The following is a 22,875-nucleotide window of genomic DNA, read 5'->3' as shown; positions in this document are numbered from 1 at the left end:
ATGTGAGATAAGACAAGCAGGATTGTAACGGATCGTTATAATCGGCGGGTTCGCTGATAACACAATCCAATCTACAGGGACTCTGTATGCAAATCCTCATGGGACTCGTTGGCATGGTGGCGCTGCTTGCTATCGCTGTGCTCCTCTCCAGTAACCGAAAAGCCATTAATCTGCGTACCGTGCTGGGCGCATGGTTAATTCAGGTTGGCATCGGTGCGTTGATCCTTTATGTACCTGCCGGACGTCGTGTGCTGCTGGCCATGTCTGAAGGCGTGGCGAATGTCATCGCATACGGCAATGAAGGGATCAGCTTCCTGTTTGGCGGTCTGGTTTCTGACAAAATGTTCGAACTCTTTGGCGGCGGCGGTTTCATCTTTGCCTTGCGCGTGCTGCCGGTCATTGTGTTCTTTTCGTCACTTATCGCTGTGCTGTACTACCTCGGCATTATGCAACTGGTGATCCGCATCCTCGGCGGAGCATTGCGTGCGGTACTGAAAACATCGCGTACCGAATCGCTTTCCGCAACCGCAAATATCTTTGTCGGGCAGACAGAAGCGCCGCTGGTGGTACGTCCGTATATCGCGACCATGACCCGTTCTGAGTTGTTTGCGGTCATGTGTGGCGGGCTGGCGTCCGTCGCGGGCTCGGTGCTTGCTGGTTATGCGCAGATGGGTGTACCGCTGGAGTATCTGATTGCCGCGTCGTTTATGGCGGCGCCGGGTGGTCTGTTGTTTGCCAAAATTATGTTGCCGGAAACTGAAACCCCGAACGATGCGCCAGACCTCGACACGCAGGGCAACGATAGTGATCGTCCTTCTAACGTGCTGGATGCTGCCGCATCCGGGGCGGCGTCAGGTATGCAACTGGCGCTGAACGTGGGTGCTATGCTGCTGGCGTTTGTTGCGCTGATTGCCCTGCTGAACGGGATCCTCTCCGGCATTGGCGGCTGGTTTGACTATCCGCAACTCTCCATGCAACTGCTGCTTGGCTGGGTGTTTGCGCCGATTGCCTGGCTCATTGGCGTACCGTGGCATGAAGCCACTGTTGCCGGGTCATTCATCGGTCAGAAGCTGATCATCAACGAATTTGTGGCTTACATGAACTTTGGTGAATACCTGAAAGAGGATGCTGCCGTCGCGGCGGCGGGTCTGCAGGTGATTTCCGCTCACACTAAAGCCATCATCTCTTTTGCGCTGTGTGGTTTTGCTAACCTGTCGTCTATCGCCATTCTGATTGGCGGCCTGGGCAGCATGGCGCCAAACCGTCGCCATGATATTGCCCAACTGGGGCTGAAAGCCGTGGCGGCGGGAACGCTCTCCAACCTGATGAGCGCCACTATCGCCGGGGTGTTTCTCGCACTATAAGTACAGCGCCGGGTGGATAAGCCGCGTTATCCCCCTGGCCTGCAGCGCGTCGGCCAGCGTCTGAATGTCGTCTGGCCGGGCGCTACGCCAGTTTTTCGCCTCGCCAGATAACCCATGTGCATGAAACGCATTAAGGCGCACGGGCACGTCGCCCAGCGTAGCAATAAACGCGCTCAGCGGTTCAATCGCTGCCAGATAATCATTGTATTCCGGGATCACCAGCAGGCGCAGTTCGCTCAGCCGCTGATGCTGTGCGAGCCAGCGGATACTGGCTTTGATTCGCGCATTGTCACGCCCCGTTAGCCAGCGGTGGCGATCATCATTCCAGGCCTTAAGATCCACCATCACGCCATCGCATACCGGGTACAGTTTCTCCCACCCGGCAATGCTCAGCTCGCCGTTACTGTCGATAAGACAGGTCAGGTGGCTCAGGGCAGGTGTCTGCTTCACGCGCCGGAACAGGGCTTCCACAAACGGGAGTTGAGTGGTCGCCTCGCCGCCGCTGACGGTGATCCCCTCAATAAACGGTTCAGCGGCAACGATGTGGTTAATGATGGTCGTCATATCCAGGGTTTGCGCCATCGGCGTGCTTTGCTGTGGGCAACATTGCAGGCAGGTGTCGCACAGCTGACAACGTGATTCCTGCCAGATCACATGGCCCGCATGAAGGGTGAGCGCCTCGTGCGGGCAGTTCGCCACGCATTCTCCGCAGTCGTCGCAGCGGCCAATGGTCCACGGATTATGGCAGTTCCGGCAGCGCAAATTACAGCCCTGCAGGAACAACGCCAGGCGGCTCCCCGGTCCGTCAACGCAGGAAAAGGGGATGATGTTACTGACTAAAGCGCATCTGCTGCTCATGACTGATCACTCGCGGTTGACGTTCCAGGATCCGCGTATTGCGCGCCGCTTCTTCGCCAAGCCAGGTGGTATTGCTGCGGGAGCCTTCAGCGCGGTATTTCTCAAGGTCGGACAAACGCACCATATAGCCAGTGACGCGTACAAGATCATTACCGCTGACGTTCGCCGTAAACTCACGCATTCCGCATTTGAACGCCCCGAGACACAGTTGCACCACCGCCTGCGGATTGCGTTTGACGGTTTCGTCCAGTGTCAGGATGTCGCTGATCCCGGCCGGATACCAGGCGTGATGCGGCGCAACGGTGCGCAGGTGCGTTACCGGATCCGGCTCGTCGCCATAAGGCAGGCGAGCGCCGGGCGTGGTGCCGGTGTCAGAGCTGATGCCGGACTGCGCGTGCAGCAGGGCGCGTTGCCGCCAGCCATATTTAACCGGCGTATTTTCCACGAATGCCGCCAGTTGCTCACTGATGCGATAACCCAACGCGTTGGCGGTCTCGTCTTTACCGTAGCGTCCGGCAAGTCCCTCTTTTTCGCACAACACGTTGACCGCTTCTGCCAGCGAATAGATGCCAAACATTGGCACAAAACGACCCGGATCAATCAGCCCTTCGTGGACGAGGAAGCTATGCTCAAAGAAATGCGATTGCTGATAAAGGAATTCACAACGGGCATCGATCACCGCAATTTGCTGCTGGCAATACCAGGGTAAAACCCGGGTGAAGAAATCGTCGATGCTGTTGCTACGCAGAGCGACCTGCTGCAGGTTCAGGCGCACCAGCGTGCTGCCACCGCCCGCCAGCGGCAACGAGTTGTAACAGCTGACCACGCCATACTGGCCTTTTGTGAAAATTTTATCATTTTGTGGGCCGTTGGAAATATGCGGTTTACTGCACTCGCAGATATTTTTCGCCACCTGTAACAGCAGATCATCCGGCGTGACTTGTGGATCATAGATAAAGGTCAGATTCGGCGCGGTCTGCTTCAGTTCTGCGTCGGCGCGCAGAATGGCACGCGTCACCGGCGTGTCGGCAGGGCCGATGTTGACGTGTGTGAAGGCATCCGGCAGGGTTCTGTCGAGGTAGCGCCAGAAACGTTTTATTCGAATATCGATCGCGTCTTGTGTTAGAATTCTAACATATGGTTGCAGCAACGTATCAAGGTGACCGAGATAGACCGGCAATGCGGTAACGGAAGGAACGTGGTGATAGAGGATGGTCAGGAGTGACAGCGCGTCATCAAGATCTTTCGCGCCTTCCAGTTCCAGCCATTCTGAACCGTTTGCCAGAAAGCGTTCGTAATCAGGCAAAACATAGCGCGGTTTAAACGGCGCGTGGCCTTCGAACATATCGCAGATCACCCCGTCATCCAGTGCCGCGCGGGCCTTTGCCGGAAGGGTCGGGTAGGGCAGCGCGTTTTCCGCCTCCAGCGCTAAAAAATGGCGTTTTTGTTCGGGGGATAAACGTAAGCTGGTCACAATCTGCTGGCAACGTTGCTCAAAAGAGTCAGACATAGCGATTCCTCAGGCGCATGGGCGATGAGGGGCATTGTAGGTAAAAGGCCTGGCGGGACTTTTGATCCAGTTCCGCCCAAAGGGCAATAAATAGTGATCTGCATCGCATTATGAAAATGCAATGATGAATGTAAGTTTCACTAACTGTGATGAAGATCGATGTGTAATCGCGAGTCAGTGTTAGAATTATCACAGACCCGCATGGTGAAAATTGAAATCCGGAGATAAACATGACCGACTTAACGGCAAGCAGCCTGCGCGCGTTGAAACTGATGGACCTGACCACCCTGAATGAAGACGACACCGATGCGAAAGTGATCGCCCTGTGTCATCAGGCGAAAACGCCGGTGGGCAACACTGCGGCTGTCTGCATCTACCCGCGTTTTATTCCTGTTGCGCGTAAAACCTTAAACGCGCAGGGCACGCCGGATGTGCGTATCGCGACCGTCACTAACTTCCCGCACGGCAACGACGACATTGACATTGCACTGGCGGAGACCCGCGCAGCCATCGCTTACGGCGCTGATGAAGTGGATGTAGTTTTCCCGTATCGCGCGCTGATCGCAGGCAACGAACAGGTCGGTTTTGATCTGGTGAAAGCCTGTAAAGACGCCTGTGCGGCGGCAAACGTACTGCTGAAAGTGATCATCGAAACCGGCGAGCTGAAAGAAGAAGCGTTGATCCGCAAAGCGTCTGAAATTGCGATCAAAGCCGGGGCTGATTTTATCAAAACCTCTACCGGTAAAGTGCCGGTGAACGCCACCCCGGAAAGCGCGCGCATCATGATGGAAGTCATCCGCGATATGGGTGTACAGAAAACCGTAGGTTTTAAACCGGCGGGCGGCGTACGTACTGCGGAAGACGCACAGAAATTCCTGGCGATTGCCGACGAACTGTTCGGTGCCGACTGGGCGGATTCCCGCCACTACCGCTTTGGTGCGTCCAGCTTGCTGGCAAGCCTGCTGAAAGCGCTCGGTCATGGTGACGGCAAAAGCGCAAGCGCTTATTAAGCCTTAATGGCCGGGTGGCACATTGCTTACCCGGCCTGGAATAGCCTTCTACTCTTTTCCCCTGGGGGTTACCTTGTTTCTCGCACAAGAAATAATTCGTAAAAAGCGTGATGGTCACGCACTCAGCGATGAAGAAATTCGCTTTTTCATCAACGGCATTCGCGATAACACTATTTCTGAAGGGCAGATTGCCGCGCTGGCCATGACCATCTTTTTCCACGATATGACCATGCCGGAACGTGTCTCGTTGACCATGGCGATGCGGGATTCAGGAACCGTTCTGGACTGGAAGAGCCTGAACCTGAATGGTCCGATTGTGGATAAACACTCCACCGGCGGTGTGGGTGATGTCACTTCGCTGATGCTCGGCCCGATGGTTGCGGCCTGTGGCGGTTACGTCCCGATGATTTCCGGGCGTGGCCTGGGGCATACGGGCGGTACGCTCGATAAACTGGAAGCGATTCCGGGGTTTGACATCTTCCCGGACGACAACCGTTTCCGTGAGATCATTAAAGACGTTGGCGTGGCGATTATCGGCCAGACCAGTTCCCTCGCGCCAGCAGACAAACGTTTTTACGCCACCCGCGACATTACCGCGACGGTGGATTCCATTCCGTTGATCACCGGGTCGATCCTCGCCAAAAAACTGGCGGAAGGGCTGGATGCGCTGGTGATGGACGTGAAAGTCGGTAGCGGCGCGTTTATGCCTACCTATGAACTTTCAGAAGCGCTCGCTGAAGCGATTGTTGGCGTCGCCAACGGCGCGGGCGTGCGCACCACAGCGCTGCTGACTGACATGAACCAGGTGCTGGCTTCCAGCGCCGGTAACGCTGTCGAAGTGCGTGAAGCGGTGCAATTCCTGACGGGTGAATACCGTAACCCGCGTCTGTTCGACGTCACTATGGCGCTGTGTGTCGAGATGCTGATCTCCGGCAAGCTGGCGAAAGATGACGCTGACGCGCGCGCCAAACTGCAGGCGGTGCTCGACAACGGTAAAGCGGCAGAAACTTTTGGCCGTATGGTGGCGGCGCAGAAGGGCCCGACCGATTTCGTGGAAAATTATGGTAGCTACCTGCCGACGGCAACGCTGAGCAAAGCAGTCTACGCTGATACTGAAGGGTTTGTTAGCCAGATGGATACCCGCGCGCTGGGGATGGCTGTGGTGTCGATGGGCGGTGGCCGTCGTCAGGCGTCTGACACCATTGACTACAGTGTCGGCTTTACGGACATGGTGCGTCTGGGTGACCGTATTGACGGACAGCGTCCGCTGGCGGTGATCCACGCGACAGACGAAACCCGCTGGCAGGACGCGGCGAAAGCCGTCAAAGCGGCCATTAGCGTCGGTGAAACAGCACCAAAAGAGACACCAACAGTCTATCGCCGCATTACCGAATAACGATATACTGATCTGATCGCTTTTTTGCAGCGCATAGAGTACGGAGAAAGATTGATGAAACGTGCATTTATTATGGTGCTGGACTCCTTCGGCATCGGTGCTACGGAAGATGCCGACCGCTTTGGCGACGTGGGTTCAGACACCCTCGGCCATATCGCGCAAGCCTGCGCCAAAGGGGAGGCTGACAACGGTCGTAAAGGCCCACTGAATCTGCCTAACCTGACCCGTCTGGGTCTTGCGAAAGCCCATGAAGGCTCAACCGGGAGAATTGCTGCGGGCCTGGATGGTAATGCGGACGTCATTGGCGCATACGCCTGGGCGCACGAGCTCTCTTCCGGGAAAGATACCCCGTCAGGCCACTGGGAAATCGCCGGTGTACCGGTCCTGTTTGATTGGGGATATTTCTCCGATCAGGAAAACAGCTTCCCGCAGGAATTGCTGGATAAGCTCGTGAAACGCGCGAATCTGCCGGGTTACCTCGGCAACTGCCACTCTTCCGGGACGGTGATCCTCGACCAGCTCGGCGAAGAGCACATGAAAACCGGAAAACCGATTTTCTATACCTCCGCAGACTCGGTTTTCCAGATTGCCTGCCACGAAGAGACCTTTGGCCTCGACAGACTGTATGAATTGTGCGAAATCGCCCGCGAAGAGCTGACTGAAGGCGGCTACAACATTGGCCGGGTGATCGCACGTCCGTTTATCGGCGACAAACCGGGCAATTTCCAGCGTACCGGCAACCGCCACGATCTGGCAGTAGAACCGCCCGCGCCGACCGTGTTGCAGAAACTGGTCGATGAGAAAGACGGCCAGGTGGTTTCGGTGGGGAAAATCGCCGACATCTACGCCAACTGCGGCATCACCAAAAAAGTAAAAGCCACCGGACTGGACGCGTTGTTTGACGCCACGATCAAAGAGATGAAAGAGGCGGGTGACAAGACCATTGTCTTCACCAACTTCGTGGATTTCGACTCTTCCTGGGGCCACCGTCGCGACGTCGCAGGCTATGCGGCCGGGCTGGAACTGTTTGACCGCCGTCTGCCGGAGCTGATGGAGCTTGTCGGTGAAGATGACATTCTGATCCTGACGGCTGACCACGGCTGCGATCCGACCTGGAAAGGTACCGATCACACTCGTGAGCACATTCCGGTGCTGGTTTACGGACCAAAAGTGAAAGCGGGCTCCCTGGGGCACCGCGAAACATTTGCCGATATCGGTCAGACGCTGGCAACGTATTTTGGCACTTCGCCGATGGAATATGGCAAAGCCTTGTTTTAATGATTTTTGGGCGGGTTTCCCGCCCTTAGCAACGGGATTAATAAAAGGAACTCTCAATGGCTACCCCTCACATTAATGCAGAAATGGGTGATTTCGCAGACGTCGTGCTGATGCCAGGCGATCCGCTGCGTGCGAAGCATATTGCCGAAACTTTCCTCGAAAACTTCCGCGAAGTGAACAATGTTCGCGGCATGCTGGGCTACACCGGCACGTACAAAGGTCGCAAAATCTCTGTAATGGGCCACGGTATGGGTATTCCGTCATGCTCCATCTACACCAAAGAGCTGATCACCGATTTCGGCGTGAAGAAAATCATTCGCGTGGGTTCCTGCGGCGCGGTACGTCCGGACGTGAAACTGCGTGACGTGGTTATCGGCATGGGTGCCTGCACCGACTCCAAAGTGAACCGCCTGCGTTTCAAAGATCATGACTTTGCCGCTATCGCGGACTTTGGCATGGTGCGTAACGCGGTAGATGCAGCGAAAGCGCTGGGCGTTGATGCTCGCGTCGGCAACATCTTCTCTGCTGACCTGTTCTATACGCCGGATCCGTCCATGTTCGACGTCATGGAAAAATACGGCATTCTGGGTGTGGAAATGGAAGCGGCGGGTATTTACGGCGTTGCGGCGGAGTTCGGTGCGAAAGCGCTGACCATCTGCACCGTGTCCGACCATATCCGTACTCATGAACAGACCACGGCGGCAGAGCGTCAGACCACGTTCAACGACATGATTAAAATCGCGCTGGAATCCGTTCTGCTGGGCGATAAAGAGTAATTTCCGTGTGAGTGCCGGGTGGCGGCTTCGCCTTACCCGGCCTACAGATCAGCGCTGTTTACCGCACCGCCCTGCCAATCCACGCCGACAACTCCCGCAACTCTTTTTCCTGCTCCGGAAAATCGCCTGACAGCGCATCGCACTCCTGCTGCAGCATATCCGCCCGGTAAAGACAGCCCTGCAACCGTGCCGCCAGCGCTTCTAACGGTGCCGGGTTAAGGCTATCGGTAAACACCTGCGTGCGGGTGATATGGCCTTTTTCGACATCAAAATGCAGCTCGACGCCACCCCAGCTAAAACGTTCATCAAGCAAATGTGAGAACGCGGGCGCCTGGCCGAAATTCCACTCCCAACTGCTCTGGCGGGCAAAGGTTTCAGCGAAATTAGGCAGATCCGGGGTCTTGTCCGGGGAGATGATTTCCGCGTCCACGCGCTCACCGTAGTGGGCGAAAAAGGCCTCGGTCACTGCCTGGCAAATCTGCTCGTGGGTGATCCCCGGTAGCAGATCGATAAGATTCGCCACTCGACCGCGCACAGAGGTTATCCCTTTCGCCTGCAGTTTTTTCTTGTCAGGATTCAGATAGTTGGCAAGACGGCTAAGGTCGGCATTCAGCAACAGCGTGCCGTGGTGGAAGCCACGGTCTTTGGTTTCACGGTAAGCGGAGCCGGAGACTTTGCGATCGCCGTCCGGTGTTTTGACCACCAGATCGTTACGCCCGGAGGCTTCCGCTGTCACACCGAGCGCGTTAAGCGCCTCCAGCACGATAGCGGTGGAAATGGTTTTATCATATTCCGGTTTGCCCGCCATGAAGGTAAAGCAGGTATTCCCGAGATCATGGAAGACCGCGCCGCCGCCGCTGCTACGACGCGCCAGGCGCACGTCATCTTCTTCCATACGCCGCGTGTTGCACTCTTTCCACGGATTTTGCGCACGACCAATCACCACGGTATCGGCGTTGCGCCACAGGAACAGCACGCGCTGGGTGGCGGGCATCTGGCGGAAAATACACTCTTCCACCGCGAGGTTAAACCAGGGATCGTAAGAGTCTGAAATAAGCAGACGGAGCGTCGACATGGCAGATTTCCTTTCTGAAACGAGCCCTGATTCTATCATCCTTCTTTCTTCTCGCTCTCATCCTCTTCCGGCACCGACTTATTCGCGGTGAGCAGGAAAGGGGACTGTTGCCAGCGGGTGCGTTTGCCGCGTAGCAGGGTACGCGCCAGCACCACGCCAATCGCCAGCGACAACAGCAACATCAGACGCAGAATATTGGTGGTGTTATCCACCTGGCGGGCTTCCGTCGGCAGCGTGTGGGTATCCAGCGTCAGGCGCAGATAGCCGAGCGGGCCGTTTTTACCCTGTACCGGCTCGACAATTTGTTGGTTAAAATAGCCCCCCGCTTTTTTACCGTCCAGCGCCAGCCGGTCGCGCACGTTGACGCCTTCCCCGGCGCGGGCAACGAGATCGCCCTGTCCGTCATAGACACCGGCATCAAGAATGCGGCTTTCTGTGGTCAACTGCGTCAGTAAATGGGTGATCTGTTTTTCATCGGGATTATCCGTACGCATCAGCGGTGCCAGATTTTGCGTCACCTGACGCGCGAGCGTCCGCGCCAGCTCTTCCAGCTGCGGATTGCGCTGGCGCTGGTGGTTCTGACTGAACCAGGAGGCCCCCTGCATCAGGGCAACCAGCAGGGCGAGACATATCAGAACGATCACGGCGCGATGCAGCCGGAATTTCAGTTTTGCGCGAACCATATTCCACCTTTGAAAATTTGCAGCTTAATGTTGCCAGAAGCGCTAGTTACAAGGTAGCCTCATGCGTTATTTTCCTTACCTGTTTGTTGATGCGTGGAGCTGTAATGCCGAACAGTCTGACCTGGTGCGATCTCTCTGAAGACGTCTCTCTGTGGCCCGGATTGCCGCTTTCGTTAAGCGGCGATGAAGTCATGCCGCTTGATTATCATGCTGGCCGTAGCGGCTGGCTGTTGTATGGCCGCGGCCTGAATAAAGAACGTCTGACGACCTATCAGCGCAAGCTGGGGGCAGCGATGGTTATCGTCTCCGCCTGGTGCGTGGAAGATTATCAGGTTATTCGTCTGGCCGGTTCGCTGACGCCGCGTGCCACGCGTCTGGCGCATGATGCCGGGCTGGACGTCGCACCGCTGGGTAAAATTCCGCACCTTAAAAGTCCGGGGCTGCTGGTAATGGACATGGATTCGACGGCCATTCAGATCGAATGCATCGACGAAATCGCCAAACTGGCCGGTACGGGCGACATGGTCGCGGAAGTGACTGAGCGCGCCATGCGTGGCGAGCTGGATTTTACCGCCAGCCTGCGTAACCGTGTGGCAACGCTGAAAGGCGCCGACGCTGCTATTCTGCGCCAGGTTCGTGACGATTTGCCGTTGATGCCGGGGCTGACGCAACTGGTGTTTAAGTTGCATGCACTGGGCTGGCATGTGGCAATCGCCTCCGGCGGTTTCACCTTTTTCGCGGAATATCTACGCGATAAACTGCATCTCAGCAGCGTGGTCGCTAACGAACTGGAAATTATAGACGGTAAGCTCACCGGCCACGTGATTGGTGATATCGTTGATGCGAAATATAAAGCCAATACCCTGAAGCGTCTGGCGGCAAAATTTGAAATTCCGGAAGGGCAAACGGTCGCTGTGGGCGATGGCGCCAACGATCTGCCGATGATCAAAGCCGCCGGTCTTGGTATCGCTTATCACGCCAAACCAAAAGTCAATGAACAGACGGAAGTGTCTATCCGTCACGCTGACCTGATGGGGATCTTCTGCATTCTCTCAGGCAGCCTGAAGCATAAGTAAGAGGTCTCTGTGGCGAAAGCACCGAAACGCGCATTTGTCTGTAACGAGTGTGGTGCGGATTATCCGCGCTGGCAGGGGCAGTGTAGCGCCTGCCATGCCTGGAACACGATCACCGAAGTGCGTATTGCCGCTTCGCCCACGGTGGCGCGCAATGAGCGTCTGAGCGGCTATGCGGGCAGCGCTGGCCCGTCGAAAGTGCAGAAACTGTCAGATATCAGTCTTGAAGCGCTGCCGCGTTTCTCCACCGGATTTAAAGAGTTTGACCGCGTGCTTGGCGGCGGCGTCGTGCCGGGCAGTGCGATCCTGATTGGCGGTAACCCCGGCGCGGGGAAATCCACGCTGTTGCTGCAGACGCTGTGTCGTCTCGCGGAGCAGATGAAAACCCTGTATGTCACCGGCGAAGAGTCGCTGCAACAGGTGGCGATGCGCGCGCATCGTCTCGGTCTGCCAACGACCAACCTGAATATGCTGTCCGAAACCAGCATTGAACAAATCTGTTTGATTGCTGATGAAGAACAGCCACGCCTGATGGTCATCGACTCGATCCAGGTCATGCACATGGCCGATATCCAGTCATCACCTGGCAGCGTGGCGCAGGTACGTGAAACCGCGGCTTATCTGACGCGATTTGCCAAAACGCGCGGCGTGGCGATCGTGATGGTCGGGCATGTGACGAAAGACGGTTCGCTGGCCGGGCCGAAAGTGCTTGAGCACTGCATCGACTGCTCTGTATTGCTCGATGGCGACGCCGATTCCCGCTTCCGTACGCTGCGCAGCCATAAAAACCGCTTCGGTGCGGTGAACGAGCTGGGTGTCTTCGCCATGACCGAGCAAGGGTTGCGGGAAGTCAGTAACCCGTCGGCGATTTTCTTAAGCCGGGGCGATGAGATTACCTCCGGCAGTTCGGTGATGGTGGTATGGGAAGGAACGCGACCGCTGCTGGTTGAAATCCAGGCGCTGGTGGATCATTCCATGATGGCCAATCCGCGCCGCGTAGCAGTGGGGCTGGAACAGAACCGACTGGCAATTCTGCTGGCGGTGCTGCACCGGCATGGCGGCCTGCAAATGGCTGATCAGGACGTCTTCGTCAACGTGGTTGGTGGCGTGAAGGTCACCGAAACCAGCGCCGACCTGGCATTATTGCTGGCAATGGTTTCCAGCCTGCGTGACAGACCGCTGCCGCAGGATTTAGTCGTTTTTGGCGAGGTCGGCCTGGCGGGCGAAATTCGTCCGGTGCCGAGTGGCCAGGAGCGTATTTCCGAAGCGGCAAAACACGGTTTCCGACGGGCGATCGTACCTGCAGCCAACGTGCCGAAAAAAGTCCCGGAAGGGATGCAAGTCTTTGGTGTGAAAAAACTCTCTGATGCGTTAAGTGTCTTTGACGACTTATAATACAAAGCATAACTTCAATTCAGAGGGGCATTCATGTCGTCATTTGACTATCTGAAAACCGCCATCCGTCAGAAAGGCTGCACCCTGCAGCAGGTGGCGGATGCCAGCGGCATGACCAAAGGCTATTTAAGCCAGCTGCTGAATGCCAAAATCAAAAGCCCCAGCGCGCAAAAGCTGGAAGCGCTGCACCGTTTCCTGGAGCTTGAGTTTCCACGTCGTGAGAAAAACATCGGCGTGGTGTTTGGTAAGTTTTACCCGCTGCATACTGGTCATATCTACCTGATCCAGCGCGCCTGTAGTCAGGTCGATGAGTTGCACATCATCATGGGTTATGACGACACGCGTGATCGCGAGCTGTTCGAGGACAGCGCGATGTCGCAGCAGCCGACGGTGCCGGACCGCCTGCGCTGGCTCCTGCAAACCTTTAAGTATCAAAAGAACATCCGTATTCATGCCTTCAATGAAGAAGGGATGGAGCCTTATCCGCATGGGTGGGATGTCTGGAGTCGGGGCATTCACGCTTTCATGGAAGAGAAAGGGATTACGCCGAACTGGATCTACACTTCCGAAGAGTCTGACGCGCCGCAGTACCTGAAGCATCTTGGCGTGGAGACCGTACTTATTGATCCGAAGCGCACGTTTATGAACATCAGTGGCGCGCAGATCCGTGAGAACCCGTTCCGCTACTGGGAATACATCCCGACGGAAGTGAAACCGTTCTTCGTGCGCACGGTAGCGGTACTGGGGGGCGAATCGAGTGGTAAATCGACGCTGGTGAACAAACTTGCCAATATTTTCAATACCACCAGCGCCTGGGAATACGGTCGCGACTATGTCTTTTCACACCTCGGTGGCGATGAGATGGCGTTGCAGTATTCTGATTACGACAAGATTGCACTCGGACACGCGCAATACATTGATTTCGCCGTTAAATATGCGAATAAAGTCGCGTTTGTCGATACCGATTTTGTCACCACGCAGGCGTTCTGTAAAAAATACGAAGGGCGCGAACACCCCTTTGTGCAGGCGTTGATTGATGAATACCGTTTCCACCTGGTGATCCTGTTGGAAAACAACACGCCATGGATAGCGGACGGCCTGCGCAGTCTTGGTAGCTCGGTTGATCGCAAAGAGTTTCAGACGCTACTGGTAGAGATGCTCAGGGCCAACAACATTGAGTTTGTGCATGTGAAAGAGCCGGATTACGACGGACGATTCCTGCGCTGCGTGGAGCTGGTGAAAGAGATGATGGGCGAGCAGAGCTGAGACAGAAATGCCGGATAAGCGTAGCGCCATCCGGCATTTCGCGTTAATTACTTCGCAATACGTTTGTATTTGATACGCTTCGGCTCCAGCGCATCGGCGCCGAGGGTGCGTTTCTTGTACTCTTCGTATTCGGTAAAGTTACCTTCAAAGAATTCGACCTTACCCTCGTCCTGGTAATCCAGAATGTGGGTCGCGATACGGTCGAGGAACCAACGGTCGTGCGAAATCACCATCGCGCAGCCCGGGAACTCCAGCAGGGCGTTTTCCAGCGCGCGCAGGGTTTCGATATCCAGGTCGTTGGTCGGTTCATCGAGCAGCAGTACGTTACCGCCCACCTGCAGCAGTTTTGCCAGGTGCAGACGACCACGTTCACCACCGGACAGCTCGCCCACGCGTTTGCCCTGGTCTGTGCCTTTGAAGTTAAAGCGACCGACGTACGCGCGGCTCGGCATTTCAGTGTTGCCGATCTTCATGATGTCCAGACCGCCGGAGACCTCTTCCCACACGGTTTTGCTGTTATCCATGCTGTCACGGAACTGATCAACCGAGGCCAGCTTCACGGTTTCGCCGAGGGCAATGGTACCGCTATCCGGCTGTTCCTGACCTGACATCATGCGGAACAGGGTCGATTTACCCGCACCGTTTGGACCGATGATGCCGACAATCGCGCCCTTCGGTACCGAGAAGCTCAGATCGTCAATCAGTACGCGATCGCCGTAAGATTTACGCAGATGGCTGACTTCAACGACTTTATCGCCCAGACGGGTTCCCGGTGGAATAAACAGTTCGTTGGTTTCGTTGCGTTTCTGGTATTCGGTGTTGTTGAGTTCTTCAAAGCGAGCCAGACGCGCCTTGCCTTTCGACTGACGGCCTTTCGCACCCTGACGTACCCATTCCAGCTCTTTCTCAATGGATTTACGGCGAGCGGCTTCCGCAGACGCTTCCTGCGCCAGACGCTGGTCTTTCTGCTCCAGCCAGGACGAGTAGTTGCCTTCCCACGGAATGCCTTCGCCACGGTCGAGTTCGAGGATCCAACCGGCAACGTTATCCAGGAAGTAACGGTCGTGGGTGATCGCCACCACGGTGCCTTCGAAATCGTGCAGGAAGCGTTCCAGCCAGGCCACGGACTCGGCGTCCAGGTGGTTGGTCGGTTCGTCGAGCAGCAGCATGTCTGGTTTTTCCAGCAGCAGACGGCACAGTGCCACACGGCGGCGCTCACCCCCGGACAGGTTAGCGATTTTCGCATCCCACTCCGGCAGACGCAGCGCATCGGCAGCGCGCTCCAGTTGCACATTCAGATTATGGCCGTCATGCGCCTGGATAATTTCTTCGAACTTGCCTTGTTGTGCGGCGAGCTTATCGAAATCGGCGTCGGGTTCAGCGTATTTCGCATACACCTCGTCCAGCCCTTTCAGGGCATTCACCACTTCGGAAACCGCTTCTTCAACGGATTCACGCACGGTATGCTCGGGGTTCAGCTGAGGCTCCTGCGGCAGGTAGCCGATTTTAATGCCGGGCTGCGGACGAGCTTCGCCTTCGATATCGGTATCGATGCCCGCCATGATGCGCAGCAGGGTAGACTTACCGGCGCCGTTCAGGCCAAGGACACCGATTTTTGCGCCAGGGAAGAAGCTCAGCGAGATATTTTTCAAAATATGACGTTTCGGCGGAACCACTTTGCCGACACGATGCATGGTATAAACGAATTGAGCCACGTTGGACTTCGCCTCTTTTATTTTGATCGGAAGTTTTCAAAGGCGAAGTGTAGCCTTTTTCGTTGGCTAAGCCCAGCAAGGTAAAAAAGTGTCCGGAACATGGCGGATTCGGTAATGTCTTATTAGCATAAAAGAAGCCCTGAGCGGCACGATGCTGCATTTTTATATTGAGGAAGAGCTTGTGGAAAAAGCGAAAACCCTGGCCTGCCGTTTACTGGTTGCCAGCGTCTGCCTGCTGACAGTAGACAGCCTGGCGCATGCCGATTCACTGGATGAACAGCGTGGCCGCTATCTCCAGGTCAAACAGGCATGGGATAACCGGCAAATGGATGTGGTCGCCCAATTGATGCCCACGCTGAAAGACTATCCGCTGTATCCCTATCTCGAATACCGTCAGCTCACGGATGATCTGATGAATGAACCCGCGATTACCGTGACCAATTTTGTGCGTGCCAACCCGACGTTACCCCCGGCGCGTACGTTGCAAAACCGCTTTGTGAACGAACTCGCCCGCCGGGAAGACTGGCGTGGACTGCTGGCTTTCAGCCCGGAAAAACCGGGAACCACGGAAGCGCAATGTAATTACTACTATGCCAAATACAGTACCGGGCAGACGCAAGAGGCCTGGGACGGAGCGAAAGATCTATGGCTGACCGGCAAGAGCCAGCCGAACGCCTGTGACAAGCTGTTCAGCGCCTGGCGCGCGTCAGGAACCCAGGATCCACTCGCGTATCTGGAGCGTATTCGCCTGGCGATGAAAGCGGGCAACACCGGGCTGGTGAAAGCGCTGGCGGCGCAGATGCCGGGTGACTATCTCACGATCGCGGCGGCGGTGACTGATCTGGCGAACAATCCACAGAACGTACTGACTTTCGCCCGCACGACCGGTGCAACGGATTTCACCCGCCAGATGGCGGCAGTCGCCTTTGCCAGCGTCGCGCGGCAGGATGCGGAAAACGCGCGCCTGATGATCCCGTCACTGGTGCAAGCGCAACAGCTCAATGAAGAGCAGACGCAGGAACTGCGCGACATTGTGGCGTGGCGTCTGATGGGCAATGATGTCACCAGTGAGCAGGCGCGCTGGCGTGATGACGCCATCATGCGTACGCAGTCCACATCGCTGCTGGAGCGCCGCGTGCGCATGGCGATCGGCACGGGTGATCGCCGTGGTCTCAACACCTGGCTGTCACGGCTGCCGATGGACGCGAAAGAAAAAGACGAATGGCGCTACTGGCAGGCGGATCTGCTAATGGAGCGCGGACGCGACGCGGAAGCCAAAGAGATTTTGCGCTCGCTCATGCAGCAGCGCGGTTTCTACCCGATGGTCGCCGCACAGCGCCTCGGTGAAGATTATCCGCTTCGCGTGGAAAAGGCGGAGGGCACCATCGCGCCGTTGCTGGTCAACGGCCAGGAAATGGCGCGCGTGCGTGAACTGATGTACTGGGGGCTGGATAATACTGCCCGCAGCGAATGGGCTAACCTGGTCAGTAGCAGGACCAGGAACGAGCAGGCGCAACTGGCACGTTATGCCTTCGACCGGGACTGGTGGGATCTCAGCGTTCAGGCGACCATCGCCGGTAAGCTGTGGGATAACCTGCAGGAGCGCTTCCCGCTGGCATACAGAGACTTGTATGTTCGCTACACCAGCGATAAGGACATTTCGCAAAGCTACGCGATGGCCATTTCGCGTCAGGAGAGCGCCTGGAACCCGAAAGTGCGCTCGCCGGTCGGCGCGACGGGCCTGATGCAACTGATGCCTGCGACAGCAACCCATACGGTGAAAATGTTCAACATCCCTGGCTACAGCAGCCAGAGCCAGTTGCTTGATCCGGAAACTAACATCAAAATCGGTACCAGCTATCTGCAATATGTCTATCAACAGTTTGGGAATAATCGCATCTATGCGTCTGCGGCCTATAACGCAGGTCCTGGTCGCGTGCGGACGTGGCGCAGCAACAGCGCCGGGCGCCTTGATGCAGTGGCCTTTGTCGAGAGTATTCCGTTCTCGGAAACCCGCAGCTACGTCAAGAATGTGCTGGCTTATGACGCCTATTATCGCTATTTCATGGGTGACAAACCGGTGATTTTGAGTGATTCAGAATGGCGCCAGCGTTACTGATTCGAAGGGAGTATGTTATGCTTTGTACTCGTTGAAGAGTACAAATAGTGGGCAGCACTCTCGCTGCCCACCCTGACATGGTGGCCTGACATGAATCAGCAATCCCCTTATTCAGCGGCGGTGACCGAACAGCGTAATCAGGAATGGCTTCGTTTTGTGGAACTGCTGCGCCAGGCGTACAGCGCCGATCTGCACCTTCCGTTGCTCAGTCTGATGATGACGCCTGATGAACGCGAAGCGCTGGGCACCCGCGTGCGCATCATTGAGGAACTGTTGCGCGGCGAAATGAGCCAGCGCGAGCTGAAAAGCGAACTTGGCGCGGGTATTGCCACCATCACCCGCGGGTCGAACAGCCTGAAATCCGCACCTGCCGAGCTGCGCCAGTGGCTCGAGCAGACACTGCCGCACACTCAACGATAAACAGCGTTGTGGAACGGGCTGAGCGCCAGGACGACGGCCTGATGGTAAACGCTGCTGCGGGTCAGGGCGCCAGCGGTAAACACGCCAATGGCGCCTTCTTTGCGGCCTATTTCATCAATGCCGGTGTAGTGTGACATCACCGGCCCCAGCGCTTCACCGGCGAGCACTTTCTCCAGAATGACCTTTGGCAGCGGAAGCGTGGCGGAACGCGCTTCGCCGCGCTGCTCGTGGTTTTCAATGACCACCCAGCTGAAGGTGCTGCCTTCGTCAATTCCGGCTTCGATAGCCACCCAGAAGTCAGCTTCCGGGCGCGCAAGTCGGGCGTTGTCGACACGATTGCGTGCGCCAGCGCGCGTTTCATCACTTCCAAGCGGTTGTTCCGGTACGCCACTCTCGACGGAGATAGCTTCAATATGGCAGGATCCTTCGCCGAAAATCTCGGAAAAAGCGGCAAGAATCGCCTGAATTTTGGCAGGATTGGTGGTTGCTGAGACAACATGGTGCATAATCAGGATATCATTACAAAGAAATTGTCATCGCAGTATAACGGATAAAAAGCATGTTACAGGTATACCTTGTTCGCCACGGTGAAACGCAGTGGAACGCCGAGCGACGCATTCAGGGCCAGTCCGACAGTCCGCTGACCGAGAAAGGTGAGCAACAGGCCTGGCAGGTGGGTGAACGCGCCAGAACATTAGGCATCACTCATATCATCTCCAGCGATTTAGGGCGTACGCGCCGCACGGCTGAGATCATTGCCGAAGCCTGCGGATGTGATGTTACGCTCGACGCTCGCCTGCGTGAGCTGGATATGGGTGTGCTGGAAAAGCGCAGAATTGAATCGCTGACCGAAGAGGAAGAGGGCTGGCGCCGTCAGTTGGTCAACGGGACGCCAGATGGCCGCATTCCAGATGGTGAATCCATGCAGGAGCTCGGCGACCGCATGCAGGCGGCGCTGCTTTCCTGCCTTGAACTACCGGAAGGGAGCCGTCCGTTGCTGGTCAGTCACGGTATGGCGCTGGGCTGCCTGGTCAGTACCATCCTCGGGCTTCCGGCTTATGCCGAGCGGCGCTTGCGTTTACGTAACTGTTCGATTTCCCGCGTGGATTATCAGCAGAGCCCGTGGCTGGCGTCAGGGTGGGTGGTTGAGACCGCAGGGGATGTCTCGCATCTCGACGCCCCTGCGTTAGATGAGCTGCAGCGTTAAAGCCGATTAACGACGTACAGGGATCAGGTACTCGCAGCGCAGGTGAATCGGCGCTTCCTGTCCCTTTGCGTCGCCTTCAGGATAGAAACGTTCGATATCCAGACCCCGGCGACGCGTCAGGTTAAGCATCGGCATACAACTGCCATAGACCGTCAGGATAAACTCCTGCAGCCCGGTTCCCAGTCCTTCGTAGGTGAACATCACGTATTCACCGCCTTCCAGCACGACAGGATGCGTATTCTGTACGTAGCCGTTTGCCATCTCCGGCGTCAGCGCAGTGGTGTAGAATACCTCCTGCTCGTCGTCTTTTTCCTGACTTGGACGCGGTTCATGCAGACCGTATAACATGGGCGGAACAGACGGCGTATTGCTAAGGAATTCACGCCAGAACTGGATGCGCATCTGGTGGCGGAAGTCAGAGATCTCCTCCAGTTTGCAGGTATAGCTCTGGGTGATACCGACGAGATGAGTTTCCGGCAGCGTCAAAAATTCATATTTTGGCATCGCGAATTCGCCAAGCCGCAGCGGAGGGCGGATCCCGAACGCGCTCCAGTCCGGCGAGCGGCGGTACAATGCCGGCGTCAGGTTGAACTGCTTTTTAAAGGCGCGGGTAAAAGTTTGTTGTGAATCAAAACGATACTGTAAGGCGATGTCGAGGATTGGACGCGCTGTCAGGCGCAGGGCAACGGCAGATTTGGACAGGCGACGCGCACGGATATAGGCGCCAATGGCATGGCCGGTTACGTCCTTGAACATCCGCTGCAAATGCCACTTGGAATATCCCGCCTTGGCTGACACATTATCCAGTGACAAAGGCTGATCCAGGTGGCCCTCCAGCCAGGAAAGGAGATCGCGAATAATTCCTGCCTGATCCATATAAATTCCTCGTCCTTAATCGCAGATACCTGATAATAAGGTAGCGGATAATAGCATTGTTTGAAGTTTTAGCATTCAGTGTTTTTTTTGTTCTTAAGTGCGATTCTGAACATAATTCAGGCATAATTATCCTAACACTGTGATCTCTATATATTTTCTGCTGAAATGTTGAATAGTTGCGCAACTGAATTTTTAAAAATGGTAACAATATGAAATATAAGAGTTTGATCGTAGCAATAGTTCTTTGCGTTATGGGCCAGACCGCGCAGGCAGAACAGATCGGTTCCGTCGACACCGTCTTCAAGATGTTCGGCCCTGACCACAAAATTATTGTTGAAGCCTTTGACGACCCGGATGTTAAAAACGTCACCTGCTACCTGAGCCGCGCCAAAACCGGTGGCATCAAAGGGGGGTTAGGACTGGCGGAAGATACTTCCGATGCAGCCATTTCCTGCCAGCAGGTGGGGCCTATTGAAGTCAGCGAAAAGATTAAAAATGGCAAAGCGCAGGGGGATGTTGTTTTCCAGAAACGAACCTCCTTGGTGTTTAAAAAGCTGCAGGTAGTGCGTTTCTTTGATGCCAAACGTAACGCGTTGGTCTACCTGACTTACTCCGACAGGGTCGTCGATGGTTCACCAAAAAATGCCCTCAGCGCCGTGCCGATTATGCCGTGGTCCAGATAACGGGATAGTGTATGGAACAACCTTTGATCTGGCTGGTTGAGGATGAAATTGGCATCGCCGATACGCTGATTTATATGCTCCAGCAGGAAGGTTTTCGAGTAAAGGCGTTCGAGCGTGGTTTACCCGTACTGGATGCGGCACGGCAGGCGTTGCCGGCGCTGGCTATCCTTGATGTGGGCCTGCCGGATATCAGCGGGTTTGAACTGTGTCGGCAACTGCTGGCGCAGGCGCCTGGCCTGCCGGTGCTGTTTCTGACCGCACGCAGTGACGAGGTCGACAAGCTGCTGGGGCTGGAAATCGGTGCTGACGACTATGTCGCTAAGCCTTTCTCGCCGCGCGAAGTGTGCGCCAGAGTACGCACGATCCTGCGCCGTCTGCAAAAGTTCGCCGCACCGCCGCCGGTGGTGTATATCGGGCAGTTTGAACTGAATGAGGCGGCAGCGTATGTCGGTTGGTGTGGTCAGCCGCTACAACTGACGCGCTACGAATTTCTGCTGCTGAAAACACTGTTGCAGTCTCCCGGACGTGTATTCTCCCGCCAGCAATTGATGGACAGAGTCTGGGGCGACGATCAGGAGAGTTTTGATCGCACGGTCGATACCCACATCAAGACATTGCGCGCCAAGCTTCGGGCGATCAATCCTGATCTGTCGCCAATCAGCACTCATCGTGGTCTCGGCTATAGTCTGGGGATGCACTGATGCGGATCGGCATGCGGCTGTTGCTCGGTTATTTCCTGATTGTGGCGATTGCCGCCTGGTTTGTGTTGTTCATCTTCGTTGAGGAGATCAAACCGGGTGTGCGGCGGGCCACGGAAGGAACGCTCATCGACACCGCCACGCTTCTGGCCGCGCTGGCGCGGGAAGATCTGCAATCCGGCGATCCGGAGCATGGCAGGCTGGCGCAGGCGTTCAACGAGTTACAGAACCGTCCGTTCCGCGCGAATATTGGCGGCATCAATAAAGTTCGCAACGAGTATCATGTCTACATGACTGATGAAAACGGTATCGTGGTGTTTGATTCCGCAGGCAAGGCCATCGGAAAGGATTATTCCCGCTGGAACGACGTCTGGCTGACACTGCGGGGCAAATATGGTGCCCGCAGTACCGCACGTGATCCCAGTGATCCCGACAGTTCGGTGATGTATGTTGCGGCGCCGGTACTGGAAAATCGCCGTATCATTGGCGTGATTTCGGTGGGTAAACCGAACAGCGCAATGGCGCCGGTGATCAAGCGCAGCGAGCGCCGTATGCTGTGGGCAGGCGGCGCGTTGTTGGGTATCGCGCTGCTGGTCGGCGCTGGCATGGTGTGGTGGATTAACCGTTCGATCAGCAAACTCTCGCGCTATGCCGATTCGGTCACGCAGAATAACGCGCTGCCATTACCCGACGTCGGTAGCAGCGAGCTGCGCAAGCTGGCGCAGGCGCTGGAGAGCATGCGCTTGCGTCTGGAAGGAAAGAATTACATCGAACAGTATGTCTACGCGCTGACCCATGAACTGAAAAGCCCGCTGGCGGCTATTCGCGGTGCGGCGGAGATCCTCAAAGAACTGCCGCCACCAGAGGTTGTCACCCGGTTTAGCGAAAACATTCTGGTGCAGAATGCGCGTATGCAGTCGCTGGTGGAGAAACTGCTGGCTCAGGCGCGGCTGGAAAATCGTGCTGACATCGCGCAACTTACCGTCAACATTGAACCGCTGTTTGCTCGCCTTGCCCGGTCACGCAGCGTGGCGCTGGAAGCGAAGGGGATAACGTTCCAGTGCGATATCTCCGCAAGCGAAGTGACCGCTGATGAAGACCTGCTGGAGCAGGCGCTGGGGAATTTGCTGGATAACGCCATCGATTTCACTCCACAGGGAGGAACGATCACGCTGCGGGCTGAGACGCAGGGCGATGAGGCCTGGCTCAGTATTACCGACACCGGCAGCGGGATCCCGGATTATGCCCTTGAGCGCATTTTTGAACGCTTCTATTCGTTGCCGCGTGAAAATGGCCAGAAGAGCAGCGGGCTTGGGCTGGCGTTTGTTCAGGAAGTGGCGCGTCTGCATCAGGGCGACATCCGGTTAACTAACCAGCCTGAAGGCGGCGTCAGGGCGACATTGCGACTTCACCGTCCCTTCACATAACTTCAAATTCTCCCCACATAGCCCCGATATCCTGCCAGCATCAAAA

At 56.1% G+C, this 22,875-nt stretch carries 21 protein-coding genes; 14 read left to right on the top strand and 7 right to left on the bottom strand.

Annotated elements, in window-relative coordinates:
- Positions 1-86: 86 nt before the first annotated feature.
- Positions 87-1,364, top strand: coding sequence for a NupC/NupG family nucleoside CNT transporter (locus tag GTGU_RS08600; protein WP_038155786.1), 1,278 nt, complete (start codon positions 87-89; stop codon positions 1,362-1,364).
- On the opposite strand, the gene GTGU_RS08595 is transcribed toward GTGU_RS08600, so the two are convergent.
- Together GTGU_RS08595 and GTGU_RS08590 are read right to left on the bottom strand one after the other, a co-directional pair.
- Positions 1,359-2,222: a YjjW family glycine radical enzyme activase gene (locus tag GTGU_RS08595; protein WP_038155785.1), complete on the bottom strand. Its 864-nt coding sequence runs from the start codon at positions 2,220-2,222 to the stop codon at positions 1,359-1,361. The genes GTGU_RS08600 and GTGU_RS08595 overlap by 6 nt on opposite strands.
- On the bottom strand, positions 2,194-3,732 hold the full coding sequence (locus GTGU_RS08590; protein WP_038155784.1) for a YjjI family glycine radical enzyme: 1,539 nt from the start codon (positions 3,730-3,732) through the stop codon (positions 2,194-2,196). Before GTGU_RS08590 ends, GTGU_RS08595 begins: the two co-directional genes overlap by 29 nt.
- 230 nt (positions 3,733-3,962) lie before the next feature.
- Between GTGU_RS08590 and deoC the strand changes: the two genes are divergently transcribed.
- From deoC to deoD, 4 genes are all read left to right on the top strand, one after another.
- On the top strand, positions 3,963-4,742 hold the full coding sequence (gene deoC / locus GTGU_RS08585) for a deoxyribose-phosphate aldolase (protein WP_038155783.1): 780 nt from the start codon (positions 3,963-3,965) through the stop codon (positions 4,740-4,742).
- 73 nt (positions 4,743-4,815) lie between these two features.
- Positions 4,816-6,138 (top strand): thymidine phosphorylase, encoded by a 1,323-nt coding sequence (gene deoA / locus GTGU_RS08580; RefSeq protein ID WP_038155782.1) that lies wholly within the window; start codon positions 4,816-4,818, stop codon positions 6,136-6,138.
- Between the two features lie 54 nt (positions 6,139-6,192).
- Complete coding sequence (deoB, locus tag GTGU_RS08575; RefSeq protein WP_038155781.1) at positions 6,193-7,416, top strand: phosphopentomutase; 1,224 nt, start codon at positions 6,193-6,195, stop codon at positions 7,414-7,416.
- A 56-nt stretch (positions 7,417-7,472) separates the two neighbouring features.
- Positions 7,473-8,192 (top strand): purine-nucleoside phosphorylase, encoded by a 720-nt coding sequence (gene deoD, locus GTGU_RS08570; protein ID WP_038155780.1) that lies wholly within the window; start codon positions 7,473-7,475, stop codon positions 8,190-8,192.
- Positions 8,193-8,250: 58 nt separating this feature from the next.
- Here deoD and lplA read toward each other — a convergent pair whose 3' ends face one another.
- Both lplA and GTGU_RS08560 read right to left on the bottom strand, forming a co-directional pair.
- A complete protein-coding gene (lplA, locus tag GTGU_RS08565; protein ID WP_038155779.1) occupies positions 8,251-9,267 on the bottom strand; it encodes a lipoate--protein ligase in 1,017 nt (338 codons plus the stop codon).
- 35 nt (positions 9,268-9,302) lie between these two features.
- The gene (locus GTGU_RS08560) at positions 9,303-9,950 is read right to left on the bottom strand and encodes a YtjB family periplasmic protein (protein ID WP_038155778.1); all 648 of its coding nucleotides are present in this window, start codon (positions 9,948-9,950) and stop codon (positions 9,303-9,305) included.
- A gap of 104 nt (positions 9,951-10,054) precedes the next feature.
- Here GTGU_RS08560 and serB point away from each other — a divergent pair, with 104 nt between their 5' ends.
- From serB to nadR, 3 genes are read left to right on the top strand one after another with little or no spacing between them, the layout of a single operon-like run.
- Entirely contained in the window at positions 10,055-11,026 is a 972-nt protein-coding gene (gene serB / locus GTGU_RS08555; RefSeq protein WP_038155777.1) for a phosphoserine phosphatase, read from the top strand.
- Between the two features lie 9 nt (positions 11,027-11,035).
- Positions 11,036-12,418, top strand: a complete 1,383-nt coding sequence (gene radA, locus GTGU_RS08550) for a DNA repair protein RadA (RefSeq protein ID WP_038155776.1) — start codon at positions 11,036-11,038, stop codon at positions 12,416-12,418.
- A 33-nt stretch (positions 12,419-12,451) separates the two neighbouring features.
- A complete protein-coding gene (nadR, locus tag GTGU_RS08545) occupies positions 12,452-13,684 on the top strand; it encodes a multifunctional transcriptional regulator/nicotinamide-nucleotide adenylyltransferase/ribosylnicotinamide kinase NadR (protein ID WP_038155775.1) in 1,233 nt (410 codons plus the stop codon).
- A gap of 47 nt (positions 13,685-13,731) precedes the next feature.
- Here the strand turns inward: nadR and ettA are convergent, their stop codons facing one another.
- Positions 13,732-15,399, bottom strand: coding sequence for an energy-dependent translational throttle protein EttA (gene ettA / locus GTGU_RS08540; RefSeq protein WP_038155774.1), 1,668 nt, complete (start codon positions 15,397-15,399; stop codon positions 13,732-13,734).
- Between the two features lie 181 nt (positions 15,400-15,580).
- On the opposite strand from ettA, the gene sltY reads away from it, so the two are divergent.
- The gene (sltY, locus tag GTGU_RS08535) at positions 15,581-17,518 is read left to right on the top strand and encodes a murein transglycosylase (protein ID WP_038155797.1); all 1,938 of its coding nucleotides are present in this window, start codon (positions 15,581-15,583) and stop codon (positions 17,516-17,518) included.
- A 90-nt stretch (positions 17,519-17,608) separates the two neighbouring features.
- Positions 17,609-17,938: a trp operon repressor gene (trpR, locus tag GTGU_RS08530; protein WP_038155773.1), complete on the top strand. Its 330-nt coding sequence runs from the start codon at positions 17,609-17,611 to the stop codon at positions 17,936-17,938.
- Here the strand turns inward: trpR and yjjX are convergent.
- Positions 17,929-18,444 carry an inosine/xanthosine triphosphatase gene (gene yjjX / locus GTGU_RS08525; RefSeq protein WP_038155772.1) on the bottom strand — a complete coding sequence of 172 codons (516 nt, stop codon included), beginning with the start codon at positions 18,442-18,444 and terminating at the stop codon, positions 17,929-17,931. The genes trpR and yjjX overlap by 10 nt on opposite strands.
- 53 nt (positions 18,445-18,497) lie before the next feature.
- Between yjjX and gpmB the strand changes: the two genes are divergently transcribed.
- Entirely contained in the window at positions 18,498-19,145 is a 648-nt protein-coding gene (gene gpmB / locus GTGU_RS08520) for a 2,3-diphosphoglycerate-dependent phosphoglycerate mutase GpmB (protein WP_038155771.1), read from the top strand.
- A gap of 6 nt (positions 19,146-19,151) precedes the next feature.
- Here the strand turns inward: gpmB and robA are convergent, their stop codons facing one another.
- Positions 19,152-20,021 carry an MDR efflux pump AcrAB transcriptional activator RobA gene (gene robA, locus GTGU_RS08515; RefSeq protein ID WP_038155770.1) on the bottom strand — a complete coding sequence of 290 codons (870 nt, stop codon included), beginning with the start codon at positions 20,019-20,021 and terminating at the stop codon, positions 19,152-19,154.
- A gap of 209 nt (positions 20,022-20,230) precedes the next feature.
- Here robA and creA point away from each other — a divergent pair, with 209 nt between their 5' ends.
- The 3 genes from creA to creC are packed head-to-tail and all read left to right on the top strand — an operon-like array spanning position 20,231 to position 22,829.
- The gene (gene creA, locus GTGU_RS08510) at positions 20,231-20,704 is read left to right on the top strand and encodes a protein CreA (protein ID WP_038155769.1); all 474 of its coding nucleotides are present in this window, start codon (positions 20,231-20,233) and stop codon (positions 20,702-20,704) included.
- A gap of 11 nt (positions 20,705-20,715) precedes the next feature.
- Positions 20,716-21,405 (top strand): two-component system response regulator CreB, encoded by a 690-nt coding sequence (gene creB / locus GTGU_RS08505; protein ID WP_038155768.1) that lies wholly within the window; start codon positions 20,716-20,718, stop codon positions 21,403-21,405.
- On the top strand, positions 21,405-22,829 hold the full coding sequence (gene creC, locus GTGU_RS08500; RefSeq protein ID WP_038155767.1) for a two-component system sensor histidine kinase CreC: 1,425 nt from the start codon (positions 21,405-21,407) through the stop codon (positions 22,827-22,829). The genes creB and creC overlap by 1 nt, the downstream gene beginning before the upstream one ends.
- Positions 22,830-22,875: the final 46 nt, after the last annotated feature.

This window comes from Trabulsiella guamensis ATCC 49490 (assembly GCF_000734965.1).
GTDB classification, from domain to species: Bacteria; Pseudomonadota; Gammaproteobacteria; order Enterobacterales; family Enterobacteriaceae; genus Trabulsiella; species Trabulsiella guamensis.
This window is presented reverse-complemented; position numbering and strand designations above follow the sequence as displayed.